General features: G+C 60.9%; 15 protein-coding genes. 12 read left to right on the top strand and 3 right to left on the bottom strand.

Translation table 11 applies throughout. The features are described 5' to 3' along the window. The first annotated feature begins 11 nt into the window (after positions 1–11). From C6Y32_RS12620 to C6Y32_RS12600, 5 genes are all read left to right on the top strand, one after another. Entirely contained in the window at positions 12–707 is a 696-nt protein-coding gene (locus tag C6Y32_RS12620; RefSeq protein WP_243562749.1) for a carboxymuconolactone decarboxylase family protein, read from the top strand. A 200-nt stretch (positions 708–907) separates the two neighbouring features. Then, complete coding sequence (locus C6Y32_RS12615) at positions 908–1,321, top strand: cupin domain-containing protein (protein ID WP_105205628.1); 414 nt, start codon at positions 908–910, stop codon at positions 1,319–1,321. Further along, positions 1,318–2,037 (top strand): hypothetical protein, encoded by a 720-nt coding sequence (locus tag C6Y32_RS12610; protein ID WP_129589452.1) that lies wholly within the window; start codon positions 1,318–1,320, stop codon positions 2,035–2,037. The genes C6Y32_RS12615 and C6Y32_RS12610 overlap by 4 nt, the downstream gene beginning before the upstream one ends. Positions 2,038–2,567: 530 nt before the next feature. Then, positions 2,568–3,683, top strand: coding sequence for an aldo/keto reductase (locus C6Y32_RS12605; protein WP_243562747.1), 1,116 nt, complete (start codon positions 2,568–2,570; stop codon positions 3,681–3,683). A gap of 89 nt (positions 3,684–3,772) precedes the next feature. Next, positions 3,773–4,939 (top strand): iron-containing alcohol dehydrogenase, encoded by a 1,167-nt coding sequence (locus C6Y32_RS12600; RefSeq protein ID WP_105205625.1) that lies wholly within the window; start codon positions 3,773–3,775, stop codon positions 4,937–4,939. A 94-nt stretch (positions 4,940–5,033) separates the two neighbouring features. Here the strand turns inward: C6Y32_RS12600 and C6Y32_RS12595 are convergent, their stop codons facing one another. Beyond that, complete coding sequence (locus C6Y32_RS12595; RefSeq protein ID WP_105205768.1) at positions 5,034–5,939, bottom strand: LysR family transcriptional regulator; 906 nt, start codon at positions 5,937–5,939, stop codon at positions 5,034–5,036. Between the two features lie 313 nt (positions 5,940–6,252). On the opposite strand from C6Y32_RS12595, the gene C6Y32_RS12590 reads away from it, so the two are divergent. The 5 genes from C6Y32_RS12590 (at position 6,253) to C6Y32_RS12570 (ending at position 10,408) form a co-directional block, all read left to right on the top strand. Then, entirely contained in the window at positions 6,253–6,411 is a 159-nt protein-coding gene (locus C6Y32_RS12590) for a hypothetical protein (RefSeq protein ID WP_243562745.1), read from the top strand. Positions 6,412–6,496: 85 nt separating this feature from the next. After that, positions 6,497–7,363, top strand: coding sequence for a DUF3737 family protein (locus C6Y32_RS12585; protein WP_105205623.1), 867 nt, complete (start codon positions 6,497–6,499; stop codon positions 7,361–7,363). Between the two features lie 206 nt (positions 7,364–7,569). Continuing rightward, positions 7,570–7,938 carry a cyclophilin-like fold protein gene (locus tag C6Y32_RS12580; protein WP_129589451.1) on the top strand — a complete coding sequence of 123 codons (369 nt, stop codon included), beginning with the start codon at positions 7,570–7,572 and terminating at the stop codon, positions 7,936–7,938. 19 nt (positions 7,939–7,957) lie between these two features. Further along, complete coding sequence (locus tag C6Y32_RS12575; protein ID WP_105205621.1) at positions 7,958–9,139, top strand: MalY/PatB family protein; 1,182 nt, start codon at positions 7,958–7,960, stop codon at positions 9,137–9,139. Between the two features lie 84 nt (positions 9,140–9,223). Next, positions 9,224–10,408 carry a D-alanyl-D-alanine carboxypeptidase family protein gene (locus tag C6Y32_RS12570; RefSeq protein WP_129589450.1) on the top strand — a complete coding sequence of 395 codons (1,185 nt, stop codon included), beginning with the start codon at positions 9,224–9,226 and terminating at the stop codon, positions 10,406–10,408. A 54-nt stretch (positions 10,409–10,462) separates the two neighbouring features. Here C6Y32_RS12570 and C6Y32_RS12565 read toward each other — a convergent pair whose 3' ends face one another. Both C6Y32_RS12565 and mgtE read right to left on the bottom strand, forming a co-directional pair. Further along, positions 10,463–10,837, bottom strand: coding sequence for a hypothetical protein (locus C6Y32_RS12565; RefSeq protein WP_105205619.1), 375 nt, complete (start codon positions 10,835–10,837; stop codon positions 10,463–10,465). A 412-nt stretch (positions 10,838–11,249) separates the two neighbouring features. Continuing rightward, positions 11,250–12,596 carry a magnesium transporter gene (gene mgtE, locus C6Y32_RS12560; RefSeq protein WP_105205618.1) on the bottom strand — a complete coding sequence of 449 codons (1,347 nt, stop codon included), beginning with the start codon at positions 12,594–12,596 and terminating at the stop codon, positions 11,250–11,252. Positions 12,597–13,082: 486 nt separating this feature from the next. Between mgtE and C6Y32_RS12555 the strand changes: the two genes are divergently transcribed. Further along, positions 13,083–13,835 carry a pseudouridine synthase gene (locus C6Y32_RS12555; RefSeq protein ID WP_105205617.1) on the top strand — a complete coding sequence of 251 codons (753 nt, stop codon included), beginning with the start codon at positions 13,083–13,085 and terminating at the stop codon, positions 13,833–13,835. Further along, on the top strand, positions 13,832–14,140 hold the full coding sequence (locus C6Y32_RS12550; protein ID WP_105205616.1) for a hypothetical protein: 309 nt from the start codon (positions 13,832–13,834) through the stop codon (positions 14,138–14,140). Before C6Y32_RS12555 ends, C6Y32_RS12550 begins: the two co-directional genes overlap by 4 nt. Positions 14,141–14,244 lie beyond the last annotated feature (104 nt).

Genomic DNA, 14,244 nt, shown 5'->3' with positions numbered 1-14,244 from the left:
AGAGACACAGCGTGAACCTACACGATACAGACCCTGAATTTATGGAGCGTGTGGAGCACTTTGCCGGGGCGGAGGTGGTGGAGGAGCCGGGCGCAGAACTGGCCGCCGACACCCGCTATATGGCGATCCTGGCCGCCCTGCTGGGCTGTCAGGGAACAGAGCTCTACCGGGAGATGCTGCCCCGGGCTCTGGAGGCGGGACTTTCGCCGGTGGCGGTAAAAGAGATCGTATATCAGGCGGTAGATTACCTGGGCCTGGGCCGCGTTTGGCCTTTTTTGACCGCCACCAACCAGGTGCTGATACAGCGCGGAGTGGCGCTGCCGCTGCCCGGGCAGGCCACCACTACCCTGCAGGACCGGCTGCCCAGAGGGGCGGCCGCCCAGGTGCAGATATTTGGGCCGCACATGGCGGATCTCTGGCAGAAGAGCACCGTCAACCGCTGGCTGGCGGCCAACTGTTTTGGCGACTACTACACCCGCACGGGGTTGGACCTGGCCCAGCGGGAGATGATCACCTTTGTGTTTTTAGCGGCACAGGGCGGCTGTGAGCCCCAGCTGGCCGCACACATCGAGGGCAATGTACGGCTGGGCAACGACCTGGTATTCCTGCGCCGGGTGGTGCTGCAGTGCCTGCCCTATATCGGCTATCCCCGCAGCCTCAATGCGCTGGCCTGTGTAGATCGCGCCGCGGCGGCACAGGGGGCGTAAAGGCTCCGCCGCGCCGGACGCGGCAAGATAAGGCGCCGGTCCGGCGGCGTGCGGGCGTGCGAATATCCAGCTACCGCCGCCGGCAAACAAAAAAATAGCCGCCCGAAGGGATCGGGCGGCCCCAGACGGCAAGACGGCAAGACAACAAGACAGCTGGGCGGGCGCCACCGTGCCCGCCCGGCCACAAGGAGGAGATACCGATGTGTGACAGACGACCCATAGAGCCCCTGTTTTTACTGGGGGAGCCCAACACCGCCTACGCCCCGTACTTTGTGGGGCAGAGCTACCTCAACCGGCTGACCGAGGGGGCGCTGCCGATCGCCAACGTGACGTTTGCCCCCGGCTGCCGCAACAACTGGCACATCCACCGCGCCGAGAGCGGCGGCGGGCAGGTCCTGCTGTGTACCGACGGCCGCGGCTGGTACCAGGCGTGGGGCCAGCCGGCCCGGGCGCTGCGCCCGGGCGACGTGGTGGTGATACCCGCGGGGGTAAAACACTGGCACGGCGCCGCCAAAGACAGCTGGTTTGCCCATCTCTCGATCGAGGTACCGGGAAAAGAGACCGCCAACGAGTGGCTGGAGCAGGTCGACGACAGCCAGTATAACAGCCTGTGAACAGATCACCTGCCGGTAGAAAGGCCCGCGCCGACAGGCGTCTGGCTGTAGATGCGGCGATGGTGCTGGGCCTGCTGGCGCTGATGGGCCGCCCCTATTTGGCGGCACCTGTGCACGCGTGGATCGGCGCCGGGTTGACGGCACTCTCTGCCGCCCACCACCTTTTTAGCCGGGGCCGGTATCGCGGCCGGCGGCACACGCCGCTGCGCACCGTGCAGGTGGCGCTTCAGGTGCTCCTGCTGGCGGCTGTGCTGGCGCTCGGGTACAGCGGGGCACGAATGACTTGGCCGGCAGCGGCTCTCTGGCCGGCGGGTGGCGGTCTGCCCCTGGCGCGGCGGCTGCACATCCTGGGCGCTTACTGGGGCTTTCTGCTGATGGGGCTGCACCTGGGCGTGCAGTGGCACACGGTGCTTGCGGCGGTGCGCCGGCGCCGCCCGGCCCGGGCCGCCCGGCTCGACCGCGCGGGCGCCTGGTTTGTGCTGGCTCTGCTGGCAGCGGGGTACGGTATCTGGGTGGTGATAAAGCGGGACCTGCTGGCGTATCTGTTTTTGCAGACCGAATTTGTATTTTACGACTACGGCGAGCCGGCGGCGCTCTTTTACCTGGACTATTTGGCGCTGTTGGGGCTGTGGGTCTTTATTGGCCACTACGCCGCCAAGTCGCTGCGACCGCCGCGCCCTGAACACAGCGCCGTGCAAACTGGAGCAGAAAGATGACGCGGCCCGGCCACATCGGCTCGGGGCCGGTATGGCAGAGGAGCCGGTATGGGCAAAAGCCCACCGGCTCTTTGGCAGTCGCGGCGGCCGCCGCGCCCAATACACCTATGCTTTTGGTGTATGGAATGTTATAAAAAATAAGTATTTGCTATAACACGCGTCAGCGGGTATCCTGGTGACAGCGGACCGCGCGGTGATGGCCCACCACCGCACCGTACAGCGCTACCTCTGCCCGATAGACGGTTTCCAAAAATATCTGTGAACAAGGCTCTTGACTTGGAGTGCACTCCAGGGTGTAAGGTGGGGCAGAGGGGTGTGGAGGCGCCACAGGCTTTGCCTAAAAGGCGTATAAGTGGCACCCCCGATGGGGATCTGGGGACCAATAGCGGTCGGCGCCGGGTCCGGCCGGGCCTGCTTGGGGCCGATCGGGCAGCGGCACAGTGTGCTGTATACTGTTTAGCGGTCCGTATTCAGTGTGTAATATGTAGTGTTTGAAGCGTAATGTTTGATGTTTGAAAGGACAGAATGATATGGCAACGATGCAGTACCGCAAGCTGCCCCACGGCGGTGAGCAGATCAGTGTGATCGGCCTGGGTATGGGCTCGATCCACCTGAGCGATGAGGCGGAGATCCAGCGCACCGTCGAGCTGGCCGTCGAGAGCGGCATCAACTACTTTGATATGGCCGCCTCGTCGGGCAAGCCGTACGCCTGCTATGCGAGAGCCCTGGCCGGCCGGCGGGAAAAGGTGTATCTGCAGATGCATTTTGGCGCGCTGTACGACGGCGGCAAGTACGGCTGGACGCGGGACCTGGAAAAGATCGAGCGCACCTTTGGCGAGCAGCTGCGCACGCTGCACACCGACTATGCAGACATGGGCTTTGTGCACTGCATCGACGAGATGGAGGACTTTGAACAGGTGATGCAGGGGGGCCTGTGGGCGTATATGAAGTCGCTCAGGCAGAGCGGTGTCGTGCGCCACCTGGGGCTGTCCTCTCACGACCCGGCCATTTTGCGCCGCTTTTTGGATACGGGGCTCATCGATATGGTCATGTTCAGCATCAACCCGGCCTACGACTATTCCACCGGCACCTACGGTATCGGCAGCATGGCCGACCGCGGGCAGCTGTACCGCGAATGTGAGAGAGCCGGGGTGGGCATTTCGGTGATGAAGCCGTTTGGCGGCGGCCAGCTCTTAGACGCTAAGACCTCGCCGTTTAAAGCGGCGCTTACCAAAACGCAGTGCATCCAGTACGCACTGGACCGGCCGGCGGTGCTCACGGTGCTGCCGGGGGTGCGCGGCAGCAGGGACCTCGAAGAGGTGCTCGCCTATTTGCAGACCGGCCCCCAGGAGCGCGACTACGCGGCCATCAGCGCCTTCACACCGCAAAATGCCGATGGGATCTGTGTGTACTGCAACCACTGTCAGCCCTGCCCGGCGGGGCTGGACGTGGGGCTCATCAATAAATATTACGACTTGGCGCAAGCCGGCGACGAAATGGCTGCCGGCCACTACCAAAAACTCTCGCGCGGGGCCAAAGACTGCCTGCAGTGCGGCCACTGCGAAAAGCGCTGCCCGTTTCACGTTGAGCAGGAGCGCCGCATGCGCGAGATCGCAGCCTATTTTGACCCGGTGTCCACGCAGTGACGCGGCGGCCGCGCACCGTCTGCCGCCGGCCGGCAAGCAAGCGATAAACGGGCACACAGCCCACTTGATAGAAAAAGGAGCAGATAGATATGTTGGGAAATTTTTGCTACGCAAACCCCACGAGACTGTATTTTGGCGAGGGCTCTTTAAAATACCTGCCGGAGGAGCTGGCGCAGTACGGCGAGAACGTGCTGCTGGTGTACGGCGGCGGGTCGATCAAGAAAAACGGCATATACGATCAGGTGTTGGCGGCGCTGAAAGCGAGCGGCAAGCGGGTAGTCGAGGACGCGGGCGTCATGCCCAACCCCACGGTACAAAAGCTGTATGAGGGCTGTGAAAAGGTGCGCCAAAATCACATCGACTTGATCCTGGCAGTCGGCGGCGGCTCGGTCTGCGACTACGCCAAGGCGGTGTCGGTATCGGCCTACTGCAGCGAGGACCCCTGGGAAAAATACTACCTGCGCATGGAGGATGTGGACAACGAGATCGTGCCGGTGGGCTGTGTGCTGACCATGGTGGGCACCGGCTCAGAGATGAACGGCGGCGCGGTCATCACCAACCCCGACAGCAAGCTGAAGATCGGCCATGTGTTTGGCGACGACGTGTTCCCCAAGTTCTCGATCCTCGACCCGGTGTTCACCTACACGCTGCCCCGCCACCAGATGGTAGCCGGCTTTTTCGACATCATGTCGCACATTTTAGAGCAGTACTTCTCGGGTACCGACGACAACACCAGCGACTATATCGCCGAGGGGCTGCTGCGGTCGCTGATCCACAGCTCCCGCATCGCCGCCGAGGACCCGCAAAATTACGAGGCCCGCAGCAACATCATGTGGATCGCCACCTGGGCGCTCAACACCCTGATCGCGAAGGGAAAAAGCACCGATTGGATGGTGCACATGATCGGCCAGTCTATCGGCGCCTATACCGACGCCACCCACGGCATGACGCTGTCGGCGGTCTCTATGGCTTACTACCGCCACATCCTGCCGTATGGCCTGCCCAAGTTCTACCGCTACGCGGTGCAGGTATGGGGAGTAGACCCCCAGGCAAAGAGCGAGGAGCAGGTGGCGGCCGAGGGGCTGGAGCGGATGGAGGCCTATATGCGCCAGCTGGGTCTGGTGATGGATATCACTGAATTGGGCGTCACCGAGGAGATGCTCGACGGCATCGCCGACGGCACCTTTATAATGGACGGCGGCTACAAGGTGCTGGACCGCGACGAGGTAGTGGCCATTTTAAAAGAGAGCATGTAGCGGGCGGCGCCAGCCGCTGACGGCCGCAAGATAGAGCAGCTGGGGGAGCGGGATGTGTACACATCCCGCTCCCCCAGCTCATTTTAAGTGGGCTTTATTTATACCGCCGCGGCGCGGCATCGGCCCCCAGACAGTGGCGCAGGTGGTGAAGGAACCGCTCGGCCGCTTTGGAAAAGATCTGGTACTTTTTCCACACGATATCCAGCCCGATCTCCACCGCGGGGCTGAGCGGCCGAAAGCAGAGATCGCTGTTGCCGGTGGTGTTGACCAACTTGTCCAGACAGAGCGCGTAGCCCAGCCCCTCGTCGACCATGAGCGAGCCGTTATAGAGCAGATTGTAGGTGGCGGCGATGTTCCAGCGCCCCATATCCACCTTCATCCATTTTTCCAGCGGGCTGCCGCCGGTGGTCTGGCGGGAGATGATGAGCGGCTTGCCCCACAGGTCTTGGGGGGCGATGCAGTCTTTTTGGGCCAGCGGTGCGTCGCGCCGCATCAGCACGCCCCACCGGTCTCTGGCCGGCAGCTGCAGATAGTCGTACTTCGAGATATCTACCGGCTCGAGCAGAACGCCAAAGTCGATAAGGCCTTTGTCCAGCTGCTCGAGCACGTCGGCGGCGTCGCCGCTGACGATGTGAAAGCGGATGTTCGGATAGTCTTGCCGCAGGCCCTGCGCCGCCCCGACGACGGTGCGCAGCGAGTCGGTCTCGCCGGCGCCGATAAACACGTCGCCGGTGACCGACTCGCTGGAAAAGGTGATCTCGCTCTCGGTCTTTTGCACCAAGTCGATGATCTCCTGCGCCCGCTTGCGCAAAAGCATGCCCTCCTCGGTGAGCGTGATCTGGCGGCTGCCGCGGATCATGAGCTGCTTGCCCAGCTCTTCTTCCAGGTCTTTTAACTGCCGGGAGAGCGTGGGCTGCGAGAGGTGCAGCGACTCGGCGGCGCCGGAAATGGTCTCCTCTCTGGCCACGGCCAAAAAGTACTGTAACACTCTGATTTCCACCAAAAACACTCCTTTTTGTACAGTATAGAGCAGCTGTATATAGCAGTCAAGTATATTATAGAGATATCTATGTTTTTTGCATATGTTTTATAAAGGCGAAATAGTGGCAAAAAAAGCTAAAAATATATAGCTTAAAAACATAGTTATATATTTAATATAGGTATTTGATATGAACTGCTCCTCTCCCTTATAATAGAGCCATAAAACAGGATAGACAGCGAGGTGATCGACGATAAAGACCGGTGATATTCAGCAGACGCTTATACAGAACTTGCGCGACGCGGGCTGCGAGCCAGCGCTGATCAGGTGTTTTTTGCAGTGCCGGGAGCGGGGCGAGACCGAGTACCTGCTGCAGCTTTTGGACCGGCACCGGCGGGAGCTGATGGATGTGCTGCACCGGGAACAGCGCCGCATCGACTGCCTGGATTATCTGGTGTACCAGATAAAAAAGGAGGGGTGTCCCCCGCGGTAAAGGACCGGGTGCATACATGCAAAGATGAGCCGGGGGCTGGCCACAGGGGCCGGGTCCCCGGCACAGTGTGAAGGGAGCAGACGAGATGAGCGAAACACAGGAGATCAGACAGCAGTACCTTACCGGCGAGCGGGCCCTCTTTCAGGGGCAGGACCTGCACATCGCCAACACCACTTTTGCCGCGGGGGAGTCGCCCCTGAAAGAGAGCCGCAACATCGAGCTGACGGGCAGCTCGTTTAAATGGAAGTACCCGCTCTGGTACAGCAGGCATATCGCGATGCACGACTGCACGCTGTTGGAGACAGCCCGTGCCGGTATCTGGTACACCAGCGATATCGCGGTGGAGGACACTGTGATCCAGGCTCCCAAAACGTTCCGCCGCAGCCGCGGCATCACCTTAAAAAATGTCTCGATGCTGGCAGCGGCCGAGACGCTGTGGAACTGCCGGGACGTGCAGATGCGTAAGGTGCAGGCCCGCGGCGATTACTTTGCCATGAACAGCAGACATATGGACATCCGCGATCTCACGCTGGTGGGCGATTACCCCTTTGACGGCGCGGCGGATGTGCAGATCCACGGCGCCAAGCTCCTGTCAAAAGATGCCTTTTGGAACAGCGAGAACGTCACGGTATACGACTCGTTTATCAGTGGGGAGTACCTGGGGTGGAATGCCAAAGACCTGACACTGATCGGCTGTACCATCGAGAGCCTACAGGGCTTTTGCTACATCGATCACCTGACCCTGCGCGACTGCCGTCTGCTAAACACCACGCTGGCTTTTGAGTACTCCACAGTCGACGCCCAGATCGAGGGCGGGATCGACAGCGTGCTCAATCCGGCCGGTGGCACCATCTGCGCCGACTATATCGGCGAATTGATCGTGCAGCCAGACCAGGTAGACCCCGACAAGATCCGCATCGTCTGCCGGGGAAATATACGCACAGCCAGTTGAGAGACTCTGTACCGGGGAGGGACTAAAAAGTGAAAAGACGACCAGGATCACGGCGAAAAATGTGGCTGCCACTGCTTTTTTGTATCGTACTATTTGGCTGCAGCGGGGCGAGCACCGGTAGAAAAGAGACCGCTACACGGGTATCGTCTCCCCCGGCGCAGAGCCGGGACAGAGAGGCGGCGGCCGGTACTGCGAGCGGGGAGACGGTGCCACCGGCAATTGTGGGTACCCGCATCCGGCTGACTTTTGCCGGCGGCACGGCCGAAGCTGTGCTGGAAGAGAATGCCGCCACCCAGAGCCTGCTGACACAGCTGCCGGCAGAGGTGGCCATAGAGGATTTTGCCGGCGCCGAGAAGATCGCCTACCTGCCCCAAGATCTGGCGGGCCGGGGAGAGGCGGGCTACGACCCGGCGGTGGGGGATGTGGCCTGCTATGGGCCCTGGGGCAACCTGGTGTTTTTTTACGGGGATCAGCCCTATGCCCAGGGGCTTTATTACATGGGCCGGGTGGAGAGCGGGCTGCAGCAGCTGGCAGCACTGCCAGAGGGCTCTACCGCAGTGATAGAGCGGGTATAAAAACTGGAGGTGAAACGCCGTGCAGTATGATTTTGACACCGTGGTGGACCGCCGCGGCACCAACTCTTTAAAATGGGCGGTGGGCGGTGAAGAGCTGCCCATGTGGGTGGCGGATATGGACTTTTTGGTGGCACCGGAGATACAGCGCGCGATCACACAGAGGGCCGCCCACGGGATATTTGGTTACACAGAGGTGCCGGGGGACTGGTACCGGGCGATAAGCAGCTGGTGGGCACAGCGCCACGGGCTGCAGATCCCCCGCGAGTGGATACTTTACTGTACCGGTGTGGTGCCGGCGATATCCAGCGCGATCCGCAAATTGACGACCCCGGGAGAGAAGGTGCTGGTGCAGACGCCGGTCTTTAACATCTTTTATAACTGCATCCGCAATAACGGCCGCCAGGTAGTGGAGAACCGGCTGGTGTACGACGGCGGGCGCTACCACATCGATTTTGCCGACCTGCAGCAAAAGCTGGCGGACCCGCAGACCACGATGATGCTGTTGTGCAACCCCCACAACCCAATCGGCAAGATATGGGACCGCACTGAGTTGGAGGAGATCGGCGCACTGTGCCGGCGCCACCATGTGTTGGTACTCGCGGACGAGATCCACTGCGACCTGACCGACCCGGGACAGAACTATACGCCGTTTGCCGCCGTGTCGAATGACTGCCGGCAAAACAGCATCACCTGCGTCGCGCCGACCAAGACCTTTAACCTGGCCGGCCTGCAGACGTCGGCCGTACTGGTGCCTAGCGGGGCTTTGCGGCACCGGGTAGAGCGGGCGCTGGGCACCGATGAGATAGCAGAACCCAACACCTTTGCCATCACCGCCGCGGTGGCTGCCTACACCAGTGGCGGCCCCTGGCTGGAAGCGCTGCGCAGCTACCTGTACCAGAATAAACAGGCGGCTGCCGCCTATTTAAAAAAAGAGCTGCCCCAGGTACAGGTGGTGCCGTCGACGGCGACCTACCTGCTGTGGCTGGACTGCCGGCAGGTGCGGGGCAGCGGGGCGGACTTGGCCGATCATCTGCGGCAAAAGACAGGGCTCTACCTGTCGGGCGGGGCGCAGTTCGGCGGCGGCAGTGAACAGTTTTTGCGCATGAATATCGCCTGCCCCAGGGCCCAGCTATACGCGGGGCTGCAGCGTCTAAAACGGGGTGTTTTGGCCTATGAGACATGGTGGAGCGAACAGTTCTGAGTGCCGGAGCCGCGGTTCGTCTGTGTGCGCCGGCATGTTGCCGGGACGGCGCGCATACACTAAAAGCGGCAGAGGTGATGCGTTTTGAGAGGTCAGCGAACAGAGAAAAAAGCACATAGGCACCCCCTGCGGCGCTGGTTGGGAGCGCTGCTGGCGGCCGCGGTGCTGTGGGTGCCAGCAGCGTGGGCGGCCGAGCAGACCGCCGACCCCGATGCGCCGCCGGCGGTGGAGGCCCAGGCCTTTGTGCTGATGAGCGCCCAGACCGGGCAGGTGTTTTTAGAGGGCAATATGCACCAGCAGCTGCCCATGGCCAGCACGACCAAGATCATGACGGCGCTGCTGGCGGTGGAGAACGGCTCGCTGGATACGGTGTATACCATGCGCAAAGAGGATGTGACGGTAGAGGGGAGCAGCCTGGGCGTGCGGGAGGGCGATCAGCTGACGCTGCGCGACCTGATCACCGGGATGATGCTCAAGAGCGGCAACGATGCTGCCCGCAGCGTGGCGCACATCGTGGGCGGAGACGGCTTTGTGGACATGATGAACCAGAGGGCCGCCCAGCTGGGCATGCGCAACACCCATTTTACCAACCCGGCCGGGCTGCCGGATGACGACCACTACTCCACCGCCTACGATATGGCGCTGCTGGCCAAAGCGGCGCTGCAAAACCCTGATTTTGCCGCTATCTGCGCCTCATCTACCGCGGCGATCACCGTAAACGGAGACACCTGGCACCTGAAAAATTCGAACCGGTTGCTGCGGGAGCTGGACGGCGCCTGCGGCATAAAGACCGGCTTTACCAAAAAGGCCGGCCGCTGCCTGGTGTCGGCGGTCACCCGTGAGGGCAGCACGCTCATCTGTGTGACCCTCAACTGCGGCGAGGACTGGAAGACCCACACCGCACTGTACGATTACGCCTTTGCCACCGGCAGTACCCAGCAGCTGCCACCGGAGGAAAAGAGCAGTCTGCCGGTGGTGGGCGGCAGCAAAGACAGCGTGCAGATCACCGTGCAGAGCGACCTGGACTTTTTGCTGCTCAAAGAGGGCAGCAGCCTGCAAAAGACCGTACAGCTGCCCGGCTTTATCTACGCCCCGATCACCGCGGGGCAGGTGGTGGGGGAGGTGGTTTACCGCAGCCCTGACGGCGGCGAGTACCGCCTGCCGGTGACCGCCACCGAAGAAGTGCCCGAAAAGGGCAAAAAAACCGGCGACAAGAAAAAGACGGGCGGCATTTTTGACTGGATCAAGGGATGGTTCGTAAAGGACTGACAGACAGAAGAAGAGCCTGCGACCGACAGCGGTCGCAGGCTCTTCTTCTGTTTTTTAGCTGGCGGTGCTGGGGGGCATAGAGAAGATCCAGTCGTCGGTGTCAAGGCACATAAAAAGGTAGTGAACACCGCTGTTTTGGGTGGGGCCCTGGTCGCCGCCAGCGGTGATCGCGGGGATATCCAGCGCGTCGAATACCTGCTGGTAATCGTTTTTTTGTCGATGGGGTAGACGATGCAGTCTAGGGGTGTACCAGCCGGTGCTGTCGGTGAGGGCAGCCAGTTTGCCGTCTACCGTTACAGACAGCAGCTGCCCGCTTTTTTGATACGTGCAGTTAAGGCCGCCCCAGGACCTGGTGGGGTGGGCCGGGTCGCGCACCGCATAGCGGTCAGTCAGTTCCTGGCCGTTGTCCTGAGGCAGTTCCTCGCTCATCGCCTGTAACTCAAGGTTTTTATCCGCAAACAACTTTCATAGGTCGCTGACAAACGCGGTACGGGTAGTGGGGAGCAGTTGGACCTTGCTGCCGCTGCCAGACGAAGATGTTTCGCCGGCCCCCGGTCTTTACCTGCAGAAGTGGTGCCACAACCTGCCAGACGGGCCAGCGCCAAGAGCAGACAAGAAAATAGACGGACATATTTTTTATATCGATCATCTCCAAGTTCTATGGGATGAGCATACCGCAGAGAGTACAAATACTACAGGGCAAGCGCCTGAAGAACAGGAATAAAGTTTATCGAAAAACTCACATTATAAAATGAAAAACAGCCCCTACCGGTCGGTGGGAAGATGACCGGTAGGGGCTATTTTGATCTTGAGCGGGTCCGACCTGCAGGCGGTACGGGACCTATAGAAGCAGCGGCAAAAACAGGGTGGCCAACCCCAGAAAGAAGAAAAAGCCCATCACGTCGGTGGCAGTGGTGACGAACACCGCCGAGGCCAGCGCCGGATCGACGTGCAATTTTTTGAGCACTACCGGTACGGCATAGCCGGTGGCGGTAGCTACCGCCATGTTGAGGAGCATGGCGCAGCCGGTGACCAGACCCAGCACCGGGTTGCCACCCACCAGCGCGCTGGCTACCGCCACGATGACCCCGATGACCAGACCGGTGAATACCCCGACGCCGCATTCTTTGGCGAAGACCCGCAGCGCGTTGTCGCGGTCGAGCTCGCCCAGGGCGATGCCCCGCACGATGAGGGTCATCGACTGGGTGCCGGCATTGCCGCCCATGCCGGTGACGATGGGCATGATGGTGGCCAGCAGTACCACTTTGCCGATGGTCTCTTGAAACAGGCCCACCACGCTGGAGGCCAAAAAGGCGGTGAGCAGATTGACCAGCAGCCATGGCAGCCGGCTCTTGAGCGACTCGCCCAAGCTGCCGTCCACCTTTTCTTCGCCGGCCACACCGCCCATATAGTGGATATCCTCGGTGGCCTCTTCGCGCATGACGTCCATGGCGTCGTCGACGGTGATGATGCCCACGATCTGGTTGTCGCCGTTGACGACGGGCAGCTCGACGGCACTGTACTTGTCAAATAGAGCGATCACTTCCTCCTGATCCATCTCTACCGGCACGCTCAGCACGTGGGGGTTCATCACCTCCATGATGGGCGTCTCCAGCGAGGAGGTGACGATATCTTTTAAATCGAGCGTGCCCCGCAGGTGGTCCTGGCGGTCGGTCACGTACAGCGAATAGGCGTTTTCCACCTCATCGGCGATCTCGCGCAAATATTTTAAGGTGCTTTGCACGGTCTTGTTGTCGTAGATGGTGATAAATTCGGTGGCCATGATACCGCCGGCAGTATCGGGGTCGTACGAGAGCAGCTGCCCCACGTCTTCCCGGTTCTCCTGCGACATCTTATCCAGCAGGGCTTTGGCCTCCCCCTCATTCTCGATAGAGCCAATGAGGTCGGCCAGCTCGTCGGAGGACATCTCGTCGACGATCTGCTCCTGTCGGATGGAGGGGAACAGCTTGAGCAGCTCGTACTTGTCCTCCTCCTCCTCTTCGTCGATGATATCGGCGATCTGCTCCTCGCTCAGGCGGCTCAGCAGTTCTCGGGGGTCGGCCTCCTCGTCGTGGATGAGCTGCAGGATATCGGCCGGGTGCACGTACTCCAGCTTTTCTTGCAGCAGATCATCGGGCGCGTGTAAGAGCAGATCTAAGAGCTCACCGCTGTCCAAATGTTTCCCCATGGTAACAACCCCTTTACAAGCTGAGTATGGCACTGGCGCCGGCGCCCCATACACAGAGGCCTACACGGAGCCCCACGGCCCGGCGCCAAACGCAGAAAAACGAGCCCCTGCCCGGGCGCGATGGCCCCGTATCTCTCTGTGGGCAGGAGCCCGCCCTGAGCGGCAGATATCCGCCGTTTGAGCACAGCTCGGCTTTTTCTTAATAGTACCACCTGCCCGTTGCCGGGCGCAACCCTAAAACGGCAATTTACACCGAAAATACCCGGCTGTGTACCGGCGCAAAACGGGTGTGGACCTTTGCTCTTTTTAGTGTTATGATTAAAAGACGACTGCTGTGTGGAGAATACCTGCCGCCGCAGCCGGTGTGCTGTTTGATGGCGGCGCTTGTTTGAGTGTGAAAACGACCGGCCCCCCGCCACCGCCGGCAGGGGAGAGACCGGAGAGGATACGGCTGCGCGAGACAGCCAGATTTATAGGAGTGAGACGATGGCAAGAGATACCCGACTGCAAAAGGCCATGTCCCTTTGGGGCGTGTGTTCCCGCCGCCACGCGGAGGAGTATATCCGCAAGGGCCGGGTCAAGGTGAACGGCCACCCGGCCAGCCTGGGCGACAAGATCGATACGGCCCGCGACCTGGTCACCTTAGACGGCGAGCGGGTGGGGGGGCTCAGGGTGGAGCAGCGCTATATCATGCTGCACAAGCCCCGCGGGTTCGTCACCACCATGAAAGACGAATTCGACCGCCGCTGTGTGGCGCAACTGCTGGCCGGCGAGGACCAGCGGCTGTTCCCCATCGGCAGACTCGACAAAAATTCGGAGGGCCTGCTTTTGTGTACCAACGACGGTGAGTTTGCCAACCTGATGATGCACCCCAGCAAAAAGGTGAGCAAGACCTACCGGGTAACGGTGCGGCCCGAGCCCAGCGACGAGCAGCTGGCCAAGCTGGCGGAAGGCATTTACCTGGATGGCCGCAAGACGGCGCCGGCCATCGTGCGGGTGCTGGATAAGTCTCCCGGCCGCTGTGTGCTGGAATTCGTTATCCGCGAGGGGCGCAACCGGCAGATCCGCCGCATGTGCGAGTCGCTGGAGCTGGAAGTGGCCCGCCTAAAGCGCACCGCCTACGGCCCGGTAAAGCTGGGCATGTTGGGCCCGGCCAAGTACCGCGATCTGACCAAGCAGGAGGTCGCTGCTCTGCGAAACGCGGCGGGCCTGGCCCAGGAGAGGGGCGAGGAGCGGTGATCACCATCAGCCGACAAGGCGACTGTTTTGTGGCCCGCGATCAGAGCGGCCAACTGGCCAGCTGCCATTTTGCCATACAGGGCGACACCGTGGTGCTGGATGCACTAGAATATCAGGATCTGCCCGTGATCGACGGGGTCCTGCGGGCCTGCCTGGCCCACTGCCTGGACCGGGATATCAGCTTTTACCGCCCCGGAGACGAGTGTTGCCGGCAGACGATAGCGGTGCTGGGCTACCCGCCGGCAGCAGGGGGAGCCTACAGTGTTCCCGGGCTGTTTATGGTAAGGCTATGTCACATCAAATAGTTGATAAAACATAGCACTTAGTACCTTGACATTTTTTGCTAAAATAATATAATTTAAGTGCGACACATCTTAATAATTTTCCCACAATAGGTGCGTATTTTTTT

Source organism: Neobittarella massiliensis (ex Bilen et al. 2018) (assembly GCF_900289145.1).
GTDB lineage: Bacteria > Bacillota > Clostridia > Oscillospirales > Ruminococcaceae > Neobittarella > Neobittarella massiliensis.
This window is presented reverse-complemented; position numbering and strand designations above follow the sequence as displayed.

Bases quoted from the DNA above. Each gene is read 5' to 3' on its own strand.
- C6Y32_RS12615 (WP_105205628.1), top strand. From the start codon at position 908: ATGTGTGACAGACGACCCATAGAGCCCCTGTTTTTACTGGGGGAGCCC.
- C6Y32_RS12605 (WP_243562747.1), top strand. From the start codon at position 2,568: ATGGCAACGATGCAGTACCGCAAGCTGCCCCACGGCGGTGAGCAGATC.
- C6Y32_RS12600 (WP_105205625.1), top strand. From the start codon at position 3,773: ATGTTGGGAAATTTTTGCTACGCAAACCCCACGAGACTGTATTTTGGC.
- C6Y32_RS12585 (WP_105205623.1), top strand. From the start codon at position 6,497: ATGAGCGAAACACAGGAGATCAGACAGCAGTACCTTACCGGCGAGCGG.
- C6Y32_RS12565 (WP_105205619.1), bottom strand. From the start codon at position 10,837: ATGAGCGAGGAACTGCCTCAGGACAACGGCCAGGAACTGACTGACCGC.
- mgtE (WP_105205618.1), bottom strand. From the start codon at position 12,596: ATGGGGAAACATTTGGACAGCGGTGAGCTCTTAGATCTGCTCTTACAC.
- C6Y32_RS12555 (WP_105205617.1), top strand. From the start codon at position 13,083: ATGGCAAGAGATACCCGACTGCAAAAGGCCATGTCCCTTTGGGGCGTG.